This is a genomic window from Psychrosphaera algicola (assembly GCF_028401425.1).
Taxonomy (GTDB): Bacteria; Pseudomonadota; Gammaproteobacteria; order Enterobacterales; family Alteromonadaceae; genus Psychrosphaera; species Psychrosphaera algicola.
The window spans coordinates 936,684-956,242 of the sequence record NZ_JAQOMS010000002.1 but is presented as its reverse complement, the minus strand read 5'-3'; the positions used below and the strand labels follow the sequence as shown (position 1 = coordinate 956,242).

19 protein-coding genes and 6 pseudogenes are annotated in these 19,559 nt (G+C 39.7%); 10 read left to right on the top strand and 15 right to left on the bottom strand.

Features of this window, described 5'->3' with window-relative positions:
• Nucleotides 1–40: 40 nt before the first annotated feature.
• The 12 genes and pseudogenes from PN838_RS05185 to fliS form a co-directional block, all read right to left on the bottom strand.
• Nucleotides 41–301, bottom strand: a complete 261-nt coding sequence (locus tag PN838_RS05185) for a hypothetical protein (RefSeq protein WP_272179943.1) — start codon at nucleotides 299–301, stop codon at nucleotides 41–43.
• A 62-nt stretch (nucleotides 302–363) separates the two neighbouring features.
• Nucleotides 364–1,020, bottom strand: coding sequence for a sulfotransferase family 2 domain-containing protein (locus PN838_RS05180; RefSeq protein ID WP_272179942.1), 657 nt, complete (start codon nucleotides 1,018–1,020; stop codon nucleotides 364–366).
• A gap of 204 nt (nucleotides 1,021–1,224) precedes the next feature.
• Complete coding sequence (gene pseI, locus PN838_RS05175) at nucleotides 1,225–2,262, bottom strand: pseudaminic acid synthase (protein ID WP_215962141.1); 1,038 nt, start codon at nucleotides 2,260–2,262, stop codon at nucleotides 1,225–1,227.
• Nucleotides 2,252–2,560 (bottom strand): LbetaH domain-containing protein, encoded by a 309-nt coding sequence (locus PN838_RS05170; RefSeq protein WP_272179941.1) that lies wholly within the window; start codon nucleotides 2,558–2,560, stop codon nucleotides 2,252–2,254. The genes pseI and PN838_RS05170 overlap by 11 nt, the downstream gene beginning before the upstream one ends.
• Before the next feature lie 62 nt (nucleotides 2,561–2,622).
• On the bottom strand, nucleotides 2,623–3,060 hold the full coding sequence (locus tag PN838_RS05165) for a DapH/DapD/GlmU-related protein (RefSeq protein ID WP_272179940.1): 438 nt from the start codon (nucleotides 3,058–3,060) through the stop codon (nucleotides 2,623–2,625).
• Nucleotides 3,061–3,227: 167 nt separating this feature from the next.
• Entirely contained in the window at nucleotides 3,228–3,527 is a 300-nt protein-coding gene (locus PN838_RS05160) for a hypothetical protein (RefSeq protein ID WP_272179939.1), read from the bottom strand.
• Nucleotides 3,528–3,531: 4 nt separating this feature from the next.
• Entirely contained in the window at nucleotides 3,532–4,173 is a 642-nt protein-coding gene (locus tag PN838_RS05155; RefSeq protein WP_272179938.1) for a hypothetical protein, read from the bottom strand.
• A 1-nt stretch (nucleotide 4,174) separates the two neighbouring features.
• Nucleotides 4,175–4,801, bottom strand: coding sequence for a pseudaminic acid cytidylyltransferase (pseF, locus tag PN838_RS05150; RefSeq protein WP_334313282.1), 627 nt, complete (start codon nucleotides 4,799–4,801; stop codon nucleotides 4,175–4,177).
• A 70-nt stretch (nucleotides 4,802–4,871) separates the two neighbouring features.
• A pseudogene (pseC, locus tag PN838_RS05145) lies at nucleotides 4,872–6,023 on the bottom strand (UDP-4-amino-4,6-dideoxy-N-acetyl-beta-L-altrosamine transaminase).
• Nucleotides 6,020–7,020, bottom strand: a pseudogene (pseB, locus tag PN838_RS05140) (UDP-N-acetylglucosamine 4,6-dehydratase (inverting)). The pseudogenes pseC and pseB overlap by 4 nt, the downstream one beginning before the upstream one ends.
• A gap of 63 nt (nucleotides 7,021–7,083) precedes the next feature.
• On the bottom strand, nucleotides 7,084–7,419 hold the full coding sequence (locus PN838_RS05135; protein ID WP_272179937.1) for a hypothetical protein: 336 nt from the start codon (nucleotides 7,417–7,419) through the stop codon (nucleotides 7,084–7,086).
• 165 nt (nucleotides 7,420–7,584) lie between these two features.
• On the bottom strand, nucleotides 7,585–8,001 hold the full coding sequence (gene fliS / locus PN838_RS05130; protein ID WP_215962134.1) for a flagellar export chaperone FliS: 417 nt from the start codon (nucleotides 7,999–8,001) through the stop codon (nucleotides 7,585–7,587).
• A 287-nt stretch (nucleotides 8,002–8,288) separates the two neighbouring features.
• On the opposite strand from fliS, the gene PN838_RS05125 reads away from it, so the two are divergent.
• The 3 genes from PN838_RS05125 to PN838_RS05115 are packed head-to-tail and all read left to right on the top strand — an operon-like array spanning nucleotide 8,289 to nucleotide 9,583.
• Complete coding sequence (locus PN838_RS05125; RefSeq protein ID WP_215962133.1) at nucleotides 8,289–9,074, top strand: flagellin N-terminal helical domain-containing protein; 786 nt, start codon at nucleotides 8,289–8,291, stop codon at nucleotides 9,072–9,074.
• Nucleotides 9,075–9,128: 54 nt separating this feature from the next.
• A complete protein-coding gene (locus tag PN838_RS05120; protein WP_272179936.1) occupies nucleotides 9,129–9,353 on the top strand; it encodes a DUF2919 family protein in 225 nt (74 codons plus the stop codon).
• On the top strand, nucleotides 9,350–9,583 hold the full coding sequence (locus tag PN838_RS05115) for a DUF2919 family protein (protein WP_272179935.1): 234 nt from the start codon (nucleotides 9,350–9,352) through the stop codon (nucleotides 9,581–9,583). The genes PN838_RS05120 and PN838_RS05115 overlap by 4 nt, the downstream gene beginning before the upstream one ends.
• Before the next feature lie 37 nt (nucleotides 9,584–9,620).
• Here the strand turns inward: PN838_RS05115 and PN838_RS05110 are convergent, their stop codons facing one another.
• Together PN838_RS05110 and PN838_RS05105 are read right to left on the bottom strand one after the other, a co-directional pair.
• Nucleotides 9,621–10,649, bottom strand: coding sequence for a hypothetical protein (locus PN838_RS05110; protein WP_272179934.1), 1,029 nt, complete (start codon nucleotides 10,647–10,649; stop codon nucleotides 9,621–9,623).
• Nucleotides 10,650–10,715: 66 nt separating this feature from the next.
• Complete coding sequence (locus tag PN838_RS05105; RefSeq protein ID WP_272179933.1) at nucleotides 10,716–11,243, bottom strand: response regulator; 528 nt, start codon at nucleotides 11,241–11,243, stop codon at nucleotides 10,716–10,718.
• A gap of 121 nt (nucleotides 11,244–11,364) precedes the next feature.
• On the opposite strand from PN838_RS05105, the gene PN838_RS05100 reads away from it, so the two are divergent.
• Genes PN838_RS05100 through PN838_RS05090 form a run of 3 tightly spaced genes read left to right on the top strand, consistent with a single transcriptional unit; the run spans nucleotide 11,365 to nucleotide 13,132 of the window.
• On the top strand, nucleotides 11,365–11,886 hold the full coding sequence (locus tag PN838_RS05100) for a GNAT family N-acetyltransferase (protein WP_215962130.1): 522 nt from the start codon (nucleotides 11,365–11,367) through the stop codon (nucleotides 11,884–11,886).
• Nucleotides 11,883–12,185, top strand: a complete 303-nt coding sequence (locus PN838_RS05095) for an MFS transporter (protein WP_272179932.1) — start codon at nucleotides 11,883–11,885, stop codon at nucleotides 12,183–12,185. The genes PN838_RS05100 and PN838_RS05095 overlap by 4 nt, the downstream gene beginning before the upstream one ends.
• A complete protein-coding gene (locus PN838_RS05090; protein ID WP_272179931.1) occupies nucleotides 12,185–13,132 on the top strand; it encodes an MFS transporter in 948 nt (315 codons plus the stop codon). The genes PN838_RS05095 and PN838_RS05090 overlap by 1 nt, the downstream gene beginning before the upstream one ends.
• A gap of 21 nt (nucleotides 13,133–13,153) precedes the next feature.
• Here the strand turns inward: PN838_RS05090 and add are convergent.
• Nucleotides 13,154–14,157 (bottom strand): annotated as a pseudogene (gene add / locus PN838_RS05085) (adenosine deaminase).
• A gap of 67 nt (nucleotides 14,158–14,224) precedes the next feature.
• Here add and PN838_RS05080 point away from each other — a divergent pair.
• From PN838_RS05080 to PN838_RS05065, 4 genes and pseudogenes are all read left to right on the top strand, one after another.
• A pseudogene (locus PN838_RS05080) lies at nucleotides 14,225–14,574 on the top strand (VOC family protein).
• A 191-nt stretch (nucleotides 14,575–14,765) separates the two neighbouring features.
• Nucleotides 14,766–16,759, top strand: a pseudogene (tkt, locus tag PN838_RS05075) (transketolase).
• 208 nt (nucleotides 16,760–16,967) lie between these two features.
• A pseudogene (gene epd, locus PN838_RS05070) lies at nucleotides 16,968–17,974 on the top strand (erythrose-4-phosphate dehydrogenase).
• Between the two features lie 48 nt (nucleotides 17,975–18,022).
• Complete coding sequence (locus tag PN838_RS05065) at nucleotides 18,023–19,186, top strand: phosphoglycerate kinase (RefSeq protein ID WP_272179930.1); 1,164 nt, start codon at nucleotides 18,023–18,025, stop codon at nucleotides 19,184–19,186.
• Nucleotides 19,187–19,559: the final 373 nt, after the last annotated feature.

Genomic DNA, 19,559 nt, shown 5'->3' with positions numbered 1-19,559 from the left:
TTCAACCTGCTGTCACGCTACATATCAAGTTATGTATTTTCTATTTATTAATGCCTTCCTGTTCACCAATAATTTGTGGAAAATTCATTAACATCAAATCGAATGGCGTTAATGAATTATTAACTATCTTTTGCATCTTCTTTTGAAATCCTTTTGTTTCAATCGGTATGCCTCGAGTTGCCACCTTTTTTGTAGATTGTTGCTCAAATATAATTGAAGTTATATTGTTGATGGCGTTGCTTTCTTGGTCTTTTAATTCCGGAATTTTGCTATTACTTTTAACATCTTGATAAAGGAGCAAATCTTCTTCGTTCAGTTCATTAATTTCGTCTGTAAATTGCGTCGTATCGATTTTGAATTGCTTTAATGTTCGGTTCGTTCTTTTTGCAAAACATTCGGTAAGTTAAACAAAGATAAATAGTATTCTATGGCATCATGTAATGTATCTAAGGTCACTACCGTAGAGAAGTTTTCATCTAGATTTTTTATCACCGCCTTACTATCTTCAACTTCTTCGTTAATCGCATTCGGGTGTAATTGTTTGCAGAACCGGTTTATGTTTTCTGGATTACGGAAAAACTTGATGAAATTTTCCTGCGTAGGAATAATATTTTGGCGCATACATTGGTAGCTGAATGCCGAGCTGATTCTATCTATTGGATCTCTGAAAATGCACATTAATTCAAAGTCGCTCGTTTTGGGCAAAAAATGTGAGCCATAAGGTAAATGGGTACTGAGTAAATAGAAAAAATTATGATTTAAATTTTTAAGTTCATTTGGATTTGCAGTACGAGCAACAAGAGGTAATGGGTTGTCTATGCCTTTAAGTTTAAGTGCGGTTATAAGGTTTAAGCGCGCCCACTCAATTGCCGTTTGAAAACTTAAGCCACCAGTTTTAGGTACATGATAAAGAAATATCGGTTTGATTGAATCACGATTGACGTTCATCAAACTGCTATAGAAATTGAGCTCTGGGTTGACTTGTTTTACTAAATCCTGCAATTCGGTTTGAAATGGCATGGAACATCCTTAATTTTCTGTCGAACCAAGTTTGGACTTAAACTCGGTTTTATTTATTTGATTATCGTTTGCAATTATTGATAAACGCCGCTAGAGCTTATTTGATAGCGGGAACGTAATTGTTATTAGAGTCGCTCTGATTCATCATGCAAATAAAGCATTTGCAGTAGATTAAGTTAAGCACAAATCATACCGGGCTTTATGTTAGCTTTTGATATGCGACCAATCTAAAGGTGTACCGCGCTGAATCGCTTGATTAACAGGTTGGCCTATAACTTCATCTAAATGTTTGGGCGCTAGACCATGACCGGGGCGAATGCTTTTTACATTGTCGTAGGTAATCGTATCGCCCTTTTTCATATTAGTTACTACATAAAGGGAACGATAGTTCTTCCTAGGTGAAGTACTAGAATAATCAACTTGTCCTAAACTGTCATGACTATTTCGAATATCTTGTATAAAGCGTTTAAATTCGGCAATCGGTAGCGAGAATTCAGAATCGATGGCCCCATCATTTTGATCAACCGTGATGTGTTTTTCGATAGCGACTGCACCGAGAGCAGTCGCGACAACAGCCGCCGTATTGCCGACACTGTGGTCAGACAATCCCGTTAAGCAGTTAAATCGATGTTTAATGTCGGTCATTGTAGACAAATTAAAGCTCTCTACCGGAGCTGGGTAGTTACTAATGCAATGCAATAAAATAAGTTCTTTGGCATTAGGAATGTGTGTAAAAAGATCGTCTATTTGATTGTCGTCAATGATCCCGGTTGAAATAATGACGGGTTTTCCAGTGGCAACAACTTTTTCAATCAGCGGGATATCCATTGCTTCAAATGACGCAATTTTGTAGATCGGGCAATGATACTGCTCCATCAAGGCAAGGCCACGTTCTGAAAAAATAGATGGGAAGAGGGTTATGTTTTCTTCACGGGCAACGGCAAATAATTCGTCAAACCAGCTTTCTGGAGTCGCTGCTTCTTGATAGACATCATATAGAGAACGTCCTTGCCAAAGGCCAGATGAGATAACAAATTCATCGTCGTGTTTATCTAACGTCATATCATCGGCGTTAAATACTTGGATTTTGACTGCGTCAAAACCGGCTTTAGCAGCTTCGCGCATCAAGTGGAACATTCGCTCTTTATCGCCTTTATGATTGCCGGATATTTCCGCAATGATATACGGCGAAGCCTGCTCATTAATTTCCCTACCGTTGACATTAATCGATTTATTTAGCATGAGTTTGCTCGATGTGTTGTTTTAGTCGTTTAACATGTGGACTTGCAAAGTTACCGGAAACATCTTGGTTTTCACCAACATCCTGTATCACGACACTGCCAGCGCGAATAAGTGCATTTGCGCCTACCACGACCCAGTTTGATATTGTTGACCCCGTCCCAACCCACACATTTTCCGCTAGTTTTGCGCGGCCAGTAATTGAAACGTTGCCACTTAATATACAGTTATCTGCAAGATAGGCGTCATGGGATACATTCACTTGGATACCCAATTGGCAGTGAGCGCCGATATGTGTCATATGATTGCTGTAAACCGCTTTTGATATGTTACTACTGGCATGAACGGCACAGCCTGTTTTTATCAGTACACCACCAAAATGTTCAATATGGCGGTTCTGTCCATTAATTTTTTACTTAACAGTGCTTGCGTGCCAATCGTGGCATTTGGCCCGATGTAACAATCATCTTCTATCACTGTATTACTGCCAATATAGGCGCCGGCTTCGATATGGCAATTGTTACCAATCCGGACATTGTCTTCAATGGTCGCTTGGGGTGATATCTTGCAGTTTTCGCCGATATAAGCTTTTGTATTGTTTATCACAGGTGGAAAACGATTATGGATCACATGGAATAACTCATCGGCATTGGCCGTTTTAATCACCGTTTTATTATGCGTTTCTTCAGAAAATATCTGGGTTGTTATGATGGCAATTATATTTGGGTTTGCTAGAGCTTGTTTAAAGTATTTTGGACCGGTTGCCAAAGCGATAGAAAACGGGGTATTGCTCCAGAGCAAATGCCGTTTGTTTTACATTTTTGAGTTGGCCGATGTCGCCAATTAATTGAGTTTCAAACTCAGGCAAGACAGCTGCAATATTAAAAGTCATATTGAAATTAGTTTTTCCGCAATTCGTTGAGCACCTAAGCCGTCAACAGCCAAACGTAGCTTTTGACTTCGTTTTGTTAATAATTCGATATTCGCCAGATTTTTTGTAAATCAAAAAGCAGTTGTTTTAAATCAACATCTGGCCAAAATCCTACGCTATCAATTAATCCGCTTTGTTGCCATCCAGCAAGTAAAACTTTTTGATTATCGGCTAAATAGCCAGCGGTAAAAGGCACACCTAATTTTGCCAATTCGTAACTCATTGTTCCGCAACTGATGACGCCATAATGACACTCACCTAAAAGTGTTGCGACATCACTATGGTCAACCCAAATTTGACACTTTTTATCGTCAATGATCTGTTTTAATTTTGGCAACTGGCTATTGAGTGAGGTCGTCAAAAAATGAATTTTTTACCGCTTTTGATTTTTGCATCGTTTGCAATAAATCTAGGACAAATGGGGCCGTTGTGCCGGCACCAAAGCTAACAAAAACCGTCGCGCCGTGAGAGTTGTCTCGAGAAGGTAAGTCGCTGAGGGGTAACTGACAAAACTGTTCGCGGATAACCACATAATAAAGTCCGCATAAAATCTCGGTCTTTTGCCCTAAAATACAATGCCTATAATCTTCAGCAGTGCGGCTAGGATTAATATTTACGACAAACTGTCCTAGATAATGGCCGGAGCAAAAATAGTCAAATTGGCCCCATTTTACGTCGGCTTCTAATAACTTCTTTTGGTAATCATAGTCACAATGATAGTGATCAATAAAGAGAGTCGTAATCTGTAATGCATGACAAATCTCAGTTAGCTCTTTGCCATCGTCAGGGTTTGTTAATGTTAACGTTTTAGTAAATGCTGAGTTTTCATTAATGTTTGGAATTTCTGAATCAGCACTGATCACCGCTAAGCAAGTAATACCTGAGTTGACTAGTTGCCTAGCGATAAGTTGACAACGGACAAAGTGACCGGCACCAACGTTACCGCCAACGTCAAACCTAAATAAGACATGTTTGTTAGCCAATTTAAACTCGTTTAATGGTTTTCAGAGCTTGGAACATTGCTTCAGCTCTTACCCAATCATCTTGAGTATCAATGTCTTGAACTTGATACCGAGGTAAACAAAATGGCAGTGTAAGTGCAGAGGCCAGCATCGATTCGTCTTTCCATTCAGGTGTGACTTTGGTCCAATAAAACTGCCCAGCGTCGTGGAAAACAGAGGGCAAGTCTTGCGAACGAGTGTCAAGGTGCTGTGGCATTATCATTTCTGGAGCGCCTGAATCAATGGTAAATCCTCGCTGTGGCGGGTATTCAAATTCAGTGACGGCAACACAATAATGTTTATCTGCAGTTGTCGATAATTGATGAAACGATGAAGTGAGATCAGCTGATGTAACAAAAGGGGCTGTGGCGTAAAGGCAACAGGTGTAAGTTACGTCAATACCTTGTTTTTCATACCAAAGGCGACAATGATTCGCAATTTGTCTAGTACCCGTAAAGTCGTCAGATAAATCATCAGGGCGCAGAAATGGAACAGAAGCGCCGTACTTCAAAGCAACATCCGCTATTTCTTGATTGTCTGTCGAAACGACAACACGGTCGAAGAGTTTGGATTCTATCGCCGCTTTTATCGAATATGCAATAATAGGCAATCCGTCAAATAACTTGATGTTTTTTTCGGAATCCGTTTACTGCCTCCGCGGGCTGGGATCACTGCAATTTTCACGATATCGCCTGCTTTATTAGAGACACAACAAGTTCTTGTTGTTCATAGGTTAAATCGACAAAAATTGGAATGGATAGCTCTCGTTTGTAAAATGATTCTGCATTTGGGCAGTAACCAGATTTAAAACCTAGATTTTGGTAATAGGGCAGTTGGTAAATGGGCAAATAATGAACCTTAGCAAATTACGTCATTGGCACGCAGTGAATCGTAAACCTCTCTGCGGGTTGCTTCGTCTTTCAATAAAATAGGATACAAGTGAAAACCTGAACGATTAAACGAATGTGTTTTAATCGTCGTAACGTTTGTTGATGATTCAAAAGGGAGTCGTAATGAGCCGCTATTTGATTACGTTTTTCTATAAAGTCATCTAAGTGCGCCAATTGACTAATTCCAAGGGCGGCATGGATATCTGAAAGACGGTAGTTAAAACCTAAATCATGTTGTTCGTAATACCAAGGCGCAGGATCTTTATCTAACATTACATCCGGTGACTTGGTGATACCGTGCGTACGAAACTGCTGCATACTTTGCGCTATTGTGGCGTTGTTTGTCGTTGCGGCGCCACCTTCTGCAGTCGTCATATTTTTAACGGGGTGAAAACTAAATACGCTTATGTCTGAATATTGGCAGTTGCCTACGGGTTCATTGTTATACTTAGCCCCAGTAGCATGACAAGCATCTTCAATAATGCTAAATCCAAACTCGTCAGCCAGTGCTCTAAGTTTTGCCATATCAACGCTTTGGCCTGCGTAGTGGACCGGAATGACCACATTCGGCAAATCACAATTTTGCTTTGCCTTTAACAATTTACGTTCGAGTGTGTCTAAACACATAAGACCGGTATTAAGCTCAATGTCCACAAAGTCTACGGTAGCACCGCAATATAAGGCGCAATTGGCAGACGCGGCAAAAGAAATTGGTGTAGTCCAAACAAGGCTACCTTGTTCAACACCAAGTGCGTTACATGCCATATGAAGTGCCGATGTGCCGCTATTAACAGCTACGCAATACGTGCTACCTGTATAGCTTGCAAATGCACTTTCAAAAGCAGCTACCGCAGGTCCTTGCGTTAAAAAATCTGACTTTAGTACGTCGATAACGGCATCTATATCAGCCTGTTCAATGTGTTGTTTACCGTAGGAGATCATATACCTAAACTTTCATTTAATTGTGCAATCTGTTCTACATTCAAAAAGTCTTCATTGGTTAATGAGTTGTACTCAAATCCATGTTCAACAGGTTTGCCTGTCTCACCTAATTGATTGGTGGAGAAGTCATTTGAACGACTGTAAAAACGAATTGTTGGCCCTATGACAAAGTGGTCTTCAAATTCAAAGGTATGGTAACTGTCGTCTTGTGGACACATAACTTCGTGTAATTTTTCACCTTAGTCGAATACCTATCTCTTTGATCGGGATATCAGGAGCAATGGCCTTTGCCAATTCGGTCAACTTAATTGACGGAATTTTAGGAATAAAAATTTCTCCACCTGACATTCTTGCAAAGTTTTTTAATACAAAATCAACACCTTGTTGGAGAGTTATCCAAAAACGAGTCATTTCTAAATGGGTAATAGGTAAATGGTCGGTTTGTTCGGCGATTAACTTTTTGAAAAATGGCACAACAGAACCGCGAGAACCCACCACGTTGCCGTAACGGACGACTGAAAATTGAGTGTCTTGAGAACCCGAAATGTTGTTTGCCGCGACAAATAATTTATCTGAAGCGAGCTTTGTGGCGCCATATAGATTTATCGGACTTGCGGCTTTGTCGGTTGACAACGCAATGACTTTTTAACCTGATTATGTAAGGCCGCATGAATGACGTTTTCAGCGCCGTTGATATTGGTTTTAATGCATTCCATCGGGTTATATTCGGCCGCTGGAACTTGCTTCAAAGCCGCTGCATGAATGACATAATCGACCCCACGCATAGCCATATTTAATCTTTCTTTATCTCGTACGTCGCCAATAAAATAACGCATGCAGGAGTCATTGTAGGTTTGCTGCATTTCAAATTGCTTTAACTCGTCCCTAGAGAAGATGATTATTTTTTTGGACGGTAAAGTCTTAATAGCGTTTCAGTATACTTTTTACCAAAAGAGCCTGTGCCACCGGTAATTAAAATGGTTTTATTATCAAACATAACATTCATCTTCTATTTAAGAGTCGAACTCAGGATACAAATTGTTATCCAATTTTTAGGCCACTAAAGAATATTCTTATAAACTTTAAGGCCTTTTTTTGATTTTTGGTTTTTTAACAATTGGCTTTTTACTGTCTCAAGCCAATCTTGGTATTTAGCCGTTGTCTGATCAACTTCTTTTTTAATTGCTAACAGCTTCGACTCATTGTTTTGTAACCACGAAGAGTGGTCTGTTGAAAACAGGTTTTCAAGAAGGTGCTGACGCTGTTTGATCAATTCTGTATTGTCAATTTCATCATCGGTTTCAAGGCTAAATTTAGCCTCGTTCAGTTTTATATTAATCTGTTCGATTTGCAGAATTAATTGATTGCATTGTGCTTCAACTTCATGATTTGTCATTGGTCTCTCCAGAATAGACAAACCCGTAATTGACTAAGCGTCAACATGGTTATGTTTGTTGTAACGTAAATGTGACTTGGTTGCAAATATGCTTGGTTGGATCTAGCTCAAATGTCTAAACTTCAACCAAACATAGTTATAAAACAAGATATTAGGAGAGGATTGTTAGCCTACTGCGGCGCGTTGCTCTAAATGCTCGTCGCGAGCTTGCTTAGGGATACTGTCCCAAGCTTCTTTTATATTTGTGATGATGGTATGCACTTCGTTGACTTTGGCAATATCGTTTTCACTATTCGCCTGCACTAAGTAAGATGTGCAGAATTCATATAGTGCGCTTAAGTTTTGCGAAATATCACCGCCTTTTTCCATATCCAGACTTTCAGCGAGTGAGGTGATTAGTGTTATGCTTTCGGAAATTAATTGCCCTTTGTCGGCTATTTTGTTTTGCTCAATGCAAACTGTCGCTGCCGTAAGTTTACCAAGAATTGCCTTGAACACCATTTGAACAAGTTCATATGGGTCAGCGTTTTTAGCGCTGTTTATCTTCATGTCTTGATATTTTTTTATTGATAGTCTTGCCATTAGAAACTCCAAATAATCTTGATACAGCTTAATCTAAGCAAATAGTTCTAGCAATTAGGATACCAACTTCAAATTAAATCGTTAAGAAGGTTTAATTTTAGCGGTATTAGTTAAAGCTTAGTGATATTTATATCGGTTACTAACCTATTTTCTTAAATTTTTAATTTTATATAGCAGACATCTTTATTAAAGGTAGGGAAATTCCTTAATTGTGTACAGATTAATGGCAAATTAAAATTGTTGTCGTATACTGACTGTTAAGTTTGTTAGCTTGGTGGGAAGTGATTATGAGAATTGGGGCTGGTAGTAGTTTTAACAACTCAAATTCGTTGTCTGTTATTGAGCAGCAGCAAAAGAAGATCTTCGAGCAACTGTCCTCTGGACTGAAAGTCCAAAAAGCTCAGGACGATGCGGCTGGATTACAGTTAGCTAACCGATTAACATCTCAAATTAATGGTCAAAACCAAGCGATTAGGAATGCGAACGATAGTGTTTCTTATGCACAGGTAGCTGAGGGCGCTTTAAGCAGTGTTTCTGACGCTGCATTTCGTATTGAAGAACTTTCAATCCAAGCTGCAAATGGCACGCTGTCGCCGAGTGATAGAAAAGCAATTCAACAGGAAATTACCCAATTACAGGGCCACGTAGAAGATGTTTATTCAAACACTCGGTTTGGTGACAAGCAGGTATTTGGCTCCTCAGTTGAATTTCAAGTTGGGGCAAATTCTAACCAAACAATAGAACTTGGTGTTAGCAATCAATCTCTTGGTGATATCGATGTCACAACACAAGCTGGCGCGCAGGCGGCAATAGGTGCCGCACAATCGTTTCGTGAACAAGTAGATTCAAGCCGTGGTTCCATTGGGGCTTTTCAAAATCGTGTTGAATCCAGTATTAGTAATCTAACAAACCAAAATATCAACAGCCAATCGAGCCGTAGTCAAATTGTTGACACCGACTATGCAAAGGCTGTTAGTGACCAAACCGCTAATGGTATTCAAAGCCAAGTTGCCATTGCGTTACAAGCTCAAGCTAACTTTTCTGACTTTCAGGCATTGAACCTTTTGAAATAATACCCATTAATGGGGTATATCAATTTCGGGTAATTTGCCCTAGGACATCCAGAAATGTTGTCGCAAGATTTTGACTTAGATGGAAAAATCCAAGTCCCCCTCGGTTTTAATTTAACAATTTTGTATTTGCTCAGAGCGTATGTATTCTGGGCGATAAGCCTGACTTACAGCGAAGACCGAAGCTTTATTCTCTCTCTGTTTTATCCAGATCATTCTTTATTTGTTATTACTTTGTTAATTGGATTACCGGCTATGGTGACCTTTTTCTTTTTAGTATGAAAAAGCAAGTCTCTAAAGGTTGGTATCAAGCTGTTTGGAAACAACTGAGAGTGTTTCTGCTCATTGCATTTTTACTCGACTTGTTATTACAGTTAATGAGTATCATCAATCGTGCGATTTATATTCATCCAATGCAGGTCGTACAATTTATTAGTGGTGTTTATTTATGTTGGTATTGGTGGAAATCAAAACGGATAAAACGTTTTTTCACCCATTGGCTTGAGCAATAGACCGATTTCAAAAATTTATGAAACTAAGCTCTATTTGCTAGTCAGGTTTTTTGAGTTTTTCTAAATAAACCTCTAGTCGAGAAATTTGCTCTTTGTTTAGGTCAGTTGCATTCAAGTTTTTTAAACACTTAGTAACAATCTCATCAGCTTCTTCAGGATGTGATTCTTGATAATTACAATCTACAACGGTTTGTAATAAATTTAACGAAATAGAAGGGTTTTTGGGCATCACCTTAAAAGCCGACAAAAACGCGTTTAATGCGGCTTGATAATTCCCGCGGGTATATAGCTGAACCGCTTTGTTATTAAGTACTTTTGGCGACTCTTTTATTTCAATTCTTAACTGTTTTTCTTTATCAATATATTGATTAAATACTTCATCTTTACTTTGGGTTTTACATTCGGTGGCGATCAATTCAAATAGCTTTTCAGAATTTGCATGAAAACCAAGTTCATGGAATGCTTTAGCTTTATCTAGAGCATCTTCTAAATCATCAACTAAGTAATTTTCGTCCTCCATATTTTCTTGTATGAGCTTTTTGGCATTCTCTTTGTCATTACTCATATTATAAATTCGTGCTTTTGCGACTCGGATCTGGTCGTTTAAAGGCGTGTCGGGAAATTGTTTTTTCAATTGACGAAGAATAGATTCGCCGGTCTGAGCCAAGCTCTTAATTTCATCATCATTAAGTGACGTCAAACCGTAGTCAATAGTTGAACGCACTGCGCCTAAATAGGCATCTGGGGTGTCATGGACTGAGTTTTTAATGTACTCGACTATTTTATTTGAGGCATTAAATTGGGTTTCAAAGTCATGAGTTATGCGGGCCAGAGAAATTACATCTTGTTGCCTATTAACATTGCGCGGAGCGATTGTCGCAGCGTTTTTCAAATGGTTAATGGCTTCTTCAAAATCGAATTTGTTTTTGCAGATCTTAGTTAGAATATCCAGAGCCGCAAGACGCGTCGCTGGATTGGTGACAAGATACTTTAGCTTGTCTTCGGCGAGCTTAACTTTGTTTTGATTGAGTAAACTATTCACTAATCCAATATTGGCCCAGAGCATATTCTTTGATTGATAGCACTTTTTGGTAGAACACTTCTGCGTCATGCCAGTCTTGTTTGGCAGTGATCAATTCCCTTTTAGTTTCAACAAATAAGGGACCCATTTGGGTTTTGCATTTTTGGCTAGTTGTTCGTTAAGTAAATTCAGGGCACCGTCAAACTCATCGTCATCGATAGCTTCAAATACAGGTCGTAATGTCAGTTTTTTGCTTAAGATACGTTTTAAACGCAATTCAAGTTCTTTGGCAGTGAAAGGCTTCAGTATGAAATCGTCAGGTTTTAATTCAATAATACTTTGGCTTAAAGGAAGATCATTTTCTGAACTCATAAAAACAAATGCAGTAGTGGATTTTAACAGGCCTTCTTCTATTATTCGCTCAAATAACTGATATCCATCGGCGCCTCGATTTAAATCGTAGGCACAGAGGATTAGATCAAAATGTGACTTATGCAATGCTTTTATCGCCATGGTGGCGCGATCTGCAAACTCGATGGATTTAAATCCAAGATTTAATAAAGAGTATTTGATGTGACTTTGCGCTAATGCTTGGTGTTCTATCACTAATGCAGCTTGCAAAGAATGTGTTAAATCCATTTTTATTTTGACCCAGTCGAAATAGAAATCACCACCAATTTAAAGAAATAAATGGATTGAGTTTAGATGCTTGGTATTATGATTATTAGAATAAAATCAAAAATATGCAAGGCAATATTTAATGTTATTGATTGAAACACCTAGGCTAGGTTTCCGCCATTTTACCTTATCTGACGCACCCGCGGTATTGGAATTTAGTTCTGATCCGTTAGTCACTAAATACACTGGCGATGCGGGTAATGTGCAAACGTTAGACGACGCTAAAAATGTTATCACTCAAGTTTGGTTCTCAGATTATGAAAAATACGGTTATGGTCGATATGCCATTGTTCATAAGAAAGATAATAAAGTAATTGGTTTCTGTGGCCTTAAGTTTTTGGAGGAGAAGCAACTACCCGACCTTGGCTATCGGTTGTTGCCTCAATATTGGGGGCAAGGTTTGGGCATGGAAGCGGCCAAGGCATGTTTAGAATATGGTTTTGAAACATTAAAGTTACCCAAAGTTATTGCAATGGCAATGCCCGACAATTCTGGTTCGCTCAGTATTTTGGCTAATCTAGGGTTTACCAACCTTGGAACTGATTTGTACCAAGGGCACCAGGTTGTTAATTTTGAAATTACTAAGCGGTTACATTCAGCATGATCCTAAATAAGAAGTTGCTAGTTGCACTTTGCGTTACTTTACTTGCTAGCATGGGGATATCGCTACCGTACCCTGTTTTAACGCCTTTATTTATTGGGGCTGAGCCTACGGCGTTAAACCAATATGCCGGGCTTTCTGGTAATATCTTGTTGACCATCATTATCGCGGTTTATCCACTCGGTATTTTTATCGGAAGCAGTTTTATTGGAGCCTTATCTGATCGATTTGGGCGTAAAAAGTTCTGGGCCAAACACTCATTATATGTTTTATCGGCTATTGGGTATCTGCTTATGCACTGATGGAACAAAATTATCTATTATTGCTGGTCAGTCGATTTTTAACAGGGATCACGGAAGGCAATGTCGCAATTGCACGTGCTATTGCGTTGGACATTGGTGAGACAGGAGACGAAAAGTCTGCGCAATCAAAAACGGCTGCAATATCATTAATCAATAGTGCCGTTTTTCTCGGATGGTTGCTTGGCCCGCTGATTGGTGGACTTTTAGCCGAGGTTGAATCGTATTATGCGATGCTGGCCGCGGCTTTTGGTGCGTTTGTTTGTTATGTCTTAGTCACCGCCTTTTTACAAGAAACCCGAATTGTGAGTTATGCCAGTAAATTATCTGTTTGGCAGGCGGTACGACAAGAAAATTCGTTTTATTTGTTAAGAAGCCAATGGATAAGAAAGTTATTTTACGCTTATTTTATCTATACCTTAGCGATTAATCTTTTTTATGAATTTTACCCAATTTGGCTCGTCGATAAGCAAGATTATGGGTCTCTCGATATCGGCTTAGCCACCACCAATATGACACTATTTATGACGTTATCATCTGTGTTGTTAGTAACGTATTTTCAAAAACAGTTCGGCTTAACCGCTCCAATGCGTTTTGCCATGGCGTTATTGGCTTGTGCCTTATTAATAGTGCCAAGTTCAGAAGGGCTCCAAACCCATTTGTTATTTGCAATGTGCGGCATATTAATCGCCATATTTAATGGTATGTTGCCCGTTTATGTCAGTGAAAATGAACCTAGTTCAGGGCATGGTGCAACGATGGGGTTGTTAACGATGACATTTTGTTTGGCAAATGTTTTTGCTTCAATCGTTGGTGGTATTTTATTGATGTTTGATTCTACGTTACCGATTTATATGTCGGCTGGCTTCTTTTTATTGGCGCTTGGTTTGTTTCAATATTGGCTGTTTAAAATTCAAAACAGCCAATTTAGTGTCAAAATAAAAGAGTAGCTTGTACTTGACCGAGCTGGCCTAATCTCGTGCTGCTACTTTGGCATACAATCGTTGGCGTTGTTGGGCATCCATAAACGCCGCTTCAACTCCATTTTTTGAACCTGTTCGATTTCTTGATTGGTCAAGCCAAGTATGTTTTTAACCAAATCGTATTCGTGGGCTAACGTGATATTAGAAATAGCTGGATCGTCAGTGTTCAAACACACGGTAATGCCAGCATCTAAAAATTGTTTTAAAGGGTGCTTACGAATATCGTTAATTGTTGCCGTTTGATAATTAGACGTTGGGCATGACTCAATCGCAATATTGTTGGTCGCAAGATAAGCCATTAACTTAGGATCTTGAGTTGCTGCGACGCCGTGCCCAATTCTCGTTGCGCCTAATAAGTTAATTGCATTCCAAATACTTATTGGACCGTCAGCTTCACCAGCGTGTACCGTTATTTGTAATCCAGCATCGCGGGCTTGTTTAAAGTGGTTTACAAACAATTGCGCTGGAAAAGAAATTTCATCTCCGGCTAAATCCAACGCAACAATATGTTCTTTATGTGCTAATAATGCATTGAGCTCAATCGTACATGCCTCAACTCCAAATGTGCGACTTAATATGCCAATGAGGTTCGTTTCCACACCGGTTTCTTGACTCGCCGTTTGTGTTGCATCTATTACTACTTCAACGACTTTTTGCGGGTCTAGGTTGTGAGTTTTTGCCATATAATAAGGTGAAAAACGCAACTCTACGTAATCTAATCCCTGATCTAATGCATCAAATACATTTTCGCGAGCAACTCGATATACACTGTCGTAATCGGCCAATACGGACACGCCATAATCCAATTTTGTCAAAAACGCCATTAAATCTGAGGTTTGCCCTTGAATTTGAGCCATAGGTGCAAATTGCTCTAAAGACTCAGCTGGTAAAGTAATGTTATGAAGTTGGGCAAGTTCCCAAACTGTTTTTGGCGCAATATTGCCATCGAGGTGGCGATGCAAATCAACAAGCGGTAATGTAGGATTGATCATAAATATTCTATGGTGCTTTTAGTTACTGTAAATAATGGCGCTAGTATAAATCAAAAAGGGCAGATAGATGAAACAAGAGACAATAAATTATGTGGAATTTCCGGCAACAGATCTGTCCGCAACCAAACAATTTTTACCCAAGTGTTTAATTGGACGTTTACTGACTATGGTCAAGAGTACATAGCGTTTGGTCCTGAAGCAGGACTTGATGGCGGCTTTTATCAGTCAGATCTTAATTCAAAAACACAGAATGGCGCGGCACTTATCGTTTTTTACAGCGAGTCACTACCAAAGACTGAACAAAAGGTTGTAGCCGCTGGTGGCACTATTTGCAAAGACGTTTTTGAATTCTCAGGCGGTAAACGGTTTCATTTCCTAGACCCAAATGGCAACGAATTTGCGGTTTGGTCCGAATAATAAAACGAACAAAATGGGACTAAAATAGTAATTAGTACTGTTTTTTCAGTTTCGTTAGAAATTATCGTTATTAATTGTCGTTTTATGATTTTAAATTAATCCCGTAGAGTGATTGCTTTACTTTTCATTTTTAGGTCAAATAGGGCAACTTCACCACTTTTATCAAAAATTATAAAATAACAGGTAATAACATGACGTCGAAAAGAAATTTAGCGAATGCTATTCGAGCATTAAGTATGGACGCGGTTCAACAGGCCAACTCTGGACACCCAGAGCGCACCTATGGGGATGGCCGACATCGCTGAAGTATTATGGCGTGACTTTTTAAAACACAATCCGACCAATCCAAATTGGGCTGACCGAGATCGCTTTGTGTTGTCTAATGGCCACGGTTCGATGTTGATTTATTCTTTATTACATCTTTCTGGTTATGACTTGCCAATTGGTGAGTTGAAAAACTTCCGTCAGTTACATTCTAAAACTCCGGGCCACCCTGAATATGGTTATACACCAAGGTGTTGAAACGACGACTGGCCCGCTAGGCGCTGGCGTATCAAATGCTGTCGGAATGGCAATTGCTGAAAAAACGCTAGCGGCGCAGTTTAACCGTGAAGGTCATGACATCGTAGATCACTTTACTTACTGTTTCTTAGGCGACGGCTGTTTAATGGAAGGCATTTCTCATGAAGCGTGTTCTCTTGCTGGTACTTTAGGTCTAGGAAAACTTGTTGCATTTTGGGATGACAATGGTATTTCAATTGACGGACACGTTGAAGGTTGGTTTAGTGATGATACACCAGCACGTTTTAAAGCGTACGGCTGGCATGTAATTGCCGATGTCGATGGACACGACCCTGTTGCTATCGCAAATGCAATTGCAGAAGCAAAATCGGTTACTGACAAGCCGTCTATGATCTGCTGTAAAACAACGATTGGTTTTGGTTCTCCAAATAAACAAGGTACACATAACTGTCACGGTGCGCCTCTAGGTGCCGAAGAAATTGCTGCTACTCGTGAAATGTTGAACTGGCCACATGCACCATTTGAAGTGCCTGCTGATGTTTATGCTGCTTGGGATGCAAAAGAAGCTGGAACACAATCTGAAAACGAATGGAATGAAAAATTTGTTGCGTATAAAAACGCTCATCCAGAATTAGCCGCTGAATTTGAGCGTCGTGTCATTCTTGGTGAACTGCCAGAAGATTTTTCTGAAAAAGCATATGCCTATGCGCTGGAGACTCAGAACAAATCTGAAAATGTCGCTTCACGTAAAGCATCGCAAAACACAATTGAAACATTTGGTCCGCTTTTACCTGAAATGTTAGGCGGCTCCGCCGACTTAGCGGGTTCAAACTTAACGTTATGGTCTGGTTCGAAAGGGATCCAAGATGATGCCGCTGGTAACTACATTTATTACGGTGTGCGTGAATTTGGAATGAGCGGGATCATGAATGGTATTTCATTGCATGGCGGTTTCATTAATTACGGCGCGACATTCTTAATGTTCATGGAATACGCCCGAAATGCGGTTCGCATGTCAGCACTTATGGGCATTCAAAACATTTTTGTATATACCCACGACTCAATCGGTCAAGGCGAAGATGGACCTACGCATCAGCCAATTGAACAGGTTGCAAATTTACGTCTAACGCCAAATTTACGTACTTGGAGACCAGCAGATGGTACTGAGTCAGTAATAGCTTGGAAAGAAGCTGTAGAATACCAAGAAGGTCCTTCTGCATTAGTTTTCTCACGTCAAGGTTTAGCGGCACAATCGCGAACTGAACAGCAAGTTGCTGATATTGCTAAAGGTGGTTACATCCTAGTTGATACAGATGGTACGCCAGATGTTATTTTAATTGCGACAGGCTCTGAAGTTGATTTGGCTGTGCAATCGGCGGCGGCATTAAAATCCGATGGCATCGCAGCACGCGTTGTTTCTATGCCTTGTACTAATTTATATGACGCCCAAGATGCTGAATATAAAGAGTCAGTATTACCTGCAGCCGTGACTAAACGTGTTGCGATTGAAGCGGCTCACGTTGACTTCTGGACTAAATATGTTGGTTTTGGCGGTGATGTTGTTGGCATGAGCACATTTGGTGAATCTGCTCATGGTGGCGCATTACTTAAACACTTCGGTTTTACAGTCGAAAATGTTGTTAGTAAGGTTAAAGCGCTCTAATACAGAACACTTAACAAATAAAATAAAGCGGGTATGATATGCCCGCTTTTTTATTTTTATTATTTACTTTTAAAGTTAGTAAATAATATTTGTGTCATGCAAGTGGTATCGAACAAACCTGAGTATTATGTCTAACCAACCATTAAAGACTAGCCCAACAAACGCTAGGACTTTGAATACCGATCCTATCGATGGGCAACCTAATAAAATAAGGGTGGCATTAAATGGTTTTGGTCGGATTGGTCGTAACGTATTGCGAGCATTGTTTGAAACCGGACGCGACGATGAAATTGAAATTGTTGCGATTAACGAATTGGCAAAACCAGAAGGTATTGCCCATTTATTAAAATACGATACCTCCCATGGTCGTTTTGGTTTTGACGTAGCGTTAACCGAAAATTCAACGATGGCGGTGGCTGGCAATAATATAAAACTATTGCATGAAGAAGAACTTGCCGACTTACCGTGGCGTGAATTACAAGTTGACGTGGTTCTCGACTGCACTGGCGTTTATCACAGCCAAGCACATGGTCAAGCCCACATTAAAGCTGGTGCTAAAAAGTCATCTATTCGCACCCTGCGGATCCAGATGTAGACAACACAATAATTTATGGTGTTAACCATCATACGTTAACGGCGGAACACAATGTGATCTCCAATGGTTCATGTACAACAAACTGCGTTGTCCCCGTTATTCAAGCGATAGACGACGCATTTGGTGTCGACAGTGGCACGATTACGACCATACATTCGTCAATGCATGACCAGCAAGTTATCGACGCCTATCACGATGACTTACGCCGCACACGAGCTGCGAGTCAAAGCATAATTCCAGTTGATACAAAGCTTGCAGTGGGTATTGAACGCATAATGCCCAAATTTGCAGGTCGTTTTGAGGCAATTGCCGTGCGCGTTCCAACGATTAATGTGACCGCAATGGATGTTAGTTTAACGTTAAATTCGGACGTTAACATTATGCAGGTAAACGGAGCGATTCAGGCAGCACAACAAAATGGTCTTTCTGGTATTTTGGGTTATACCGAAGAACCACTTGTTTCAATTGATTTTAACCATGATCCGCATTCAGCCATTGTTGATGGCAATCAAACACGGGTAAGCCACAAACGATTGGTTAAATTATTAGTGTGGTGTGACAACGAATGGGGCTTTGCTAACCGTATGTTGGACACCACTGCAGAATTAAAAAATATATAAATCATTAGTTATTAAATTATTAGTTTTTACATTATTAAGGAAACGAACATGACAGTTTTGAAAATGGCAGAGTTAGATCTGCAAGGTAAAACCGTTCTTATCAGACAAGACCTAAACGTACCTGTTAAAGATGGCGTAGTGACTTCAGCCGTTCGTATTGACGCCTCTATCCCAACGATTAAATTGGCATTGGAAAAGGGCGCAAAAGTGCTTGTAATGTCTCATTTAGGTCGTCCAACAGAGGGCGAATATGCAGATGAATATTCAATGGCACCGGTTGTAACGTATTTAAACCAAAACTTATCAGTGCCAGTTCGTTTGGAAAAAGAATATTTAAGTGGTGTTACTGTTAATGAAGGCGAAGTTGTCGTCCTTGAAAACGTTCGTTTTAATGTCGGCGAAAAGAAAAATTCAGATGAACTTGCTCAGCAGTATGCCGCTTTATGTGACGTCTTTGTTATGGATGCATTTGGTACGGCTCACCGTGCCCAAGGTTCAACCCATGGTGTAGCAAAATTTGCTCCTACAGCTTGTGCAGGCCCACTTTTAGCAGGTGAGTTAGAAGCATTAGGTAAAGCGCTTGATAACCCAGCTAGACCTCTTGTTGCGGTTGTTGGCGGTTCTAAAGTATCAACTAAACTAACGGTATTAGAGTCATTATCTAAAATTTGCGACCAGTTAATTGTTGGTGGCGGTATTTCAAATACATTTGTTGCTGCTCGTGGCTATAATGTTGGTAAGTCTCTGTACGAACCCGATCTAATTCCTCAAGCACAGAAACTAATGAATGATCTTGATATTCCTGCGGTTACAGACGTGCGTATTGGTACCGAGTTCTCAGAAACGGCTCTAGCAACAATAAAACCTGTTGATGCGGTTTTAGACAACGAAGAGATTATGGATTTGGGTCCTGATTCTGCGCAGGCAATGGCAGATATTTTGAAAAACGCTAAAACCATTTTATGGAATGGTCCTTGTGGCGTATTTGAATTTGACAACTTCTCTAAAGGTACAGAAGTCGTAGCTCAAGCTATCGCGCAAAGCGATGCATTTTCGGTCGCTGGCGGCGGTGATACCTTGGCTGCGATTGATAAATATGGACTTGCCGATAAGATCTCTTATATCTCAACCGGTGGCGGTGCATTTTTAGAATTTGTTGAAGGTAAAGTTTTACCTGCCGTGGCAATTTTAGAAGAGCGCGCTAGCAAGTAATATTAAAACCGTTTTAAAACGTCAAAAAAACCACGCTTTGCGTGGTTTTTTTGTACCAAATTATTCTACTCAAGCCTCTGCTCTAGATCGAAAAACGATGGCCAAACCTTTAGAAACCTTGTTCCCAAAACACTGCTAAAGCCAATGTTTTGTATTTGATAATACTGAACATGACTACAGTAAACCACTCCAATTGTTAAAGTTGTATTGTAATAGTTCTTTCTTAAACTGTAAGTTTTTCAAAGTTTAGATGAGTTTGTTTTTATCCAGTGGTTTCAAAGGCATTAATTAAGGGTTTTACAGTCGGATTATTTTTATTGTTAAAACTTAATAGAAATACTTACAAGACTTTTTGTTTGTTGTTATGTAACAT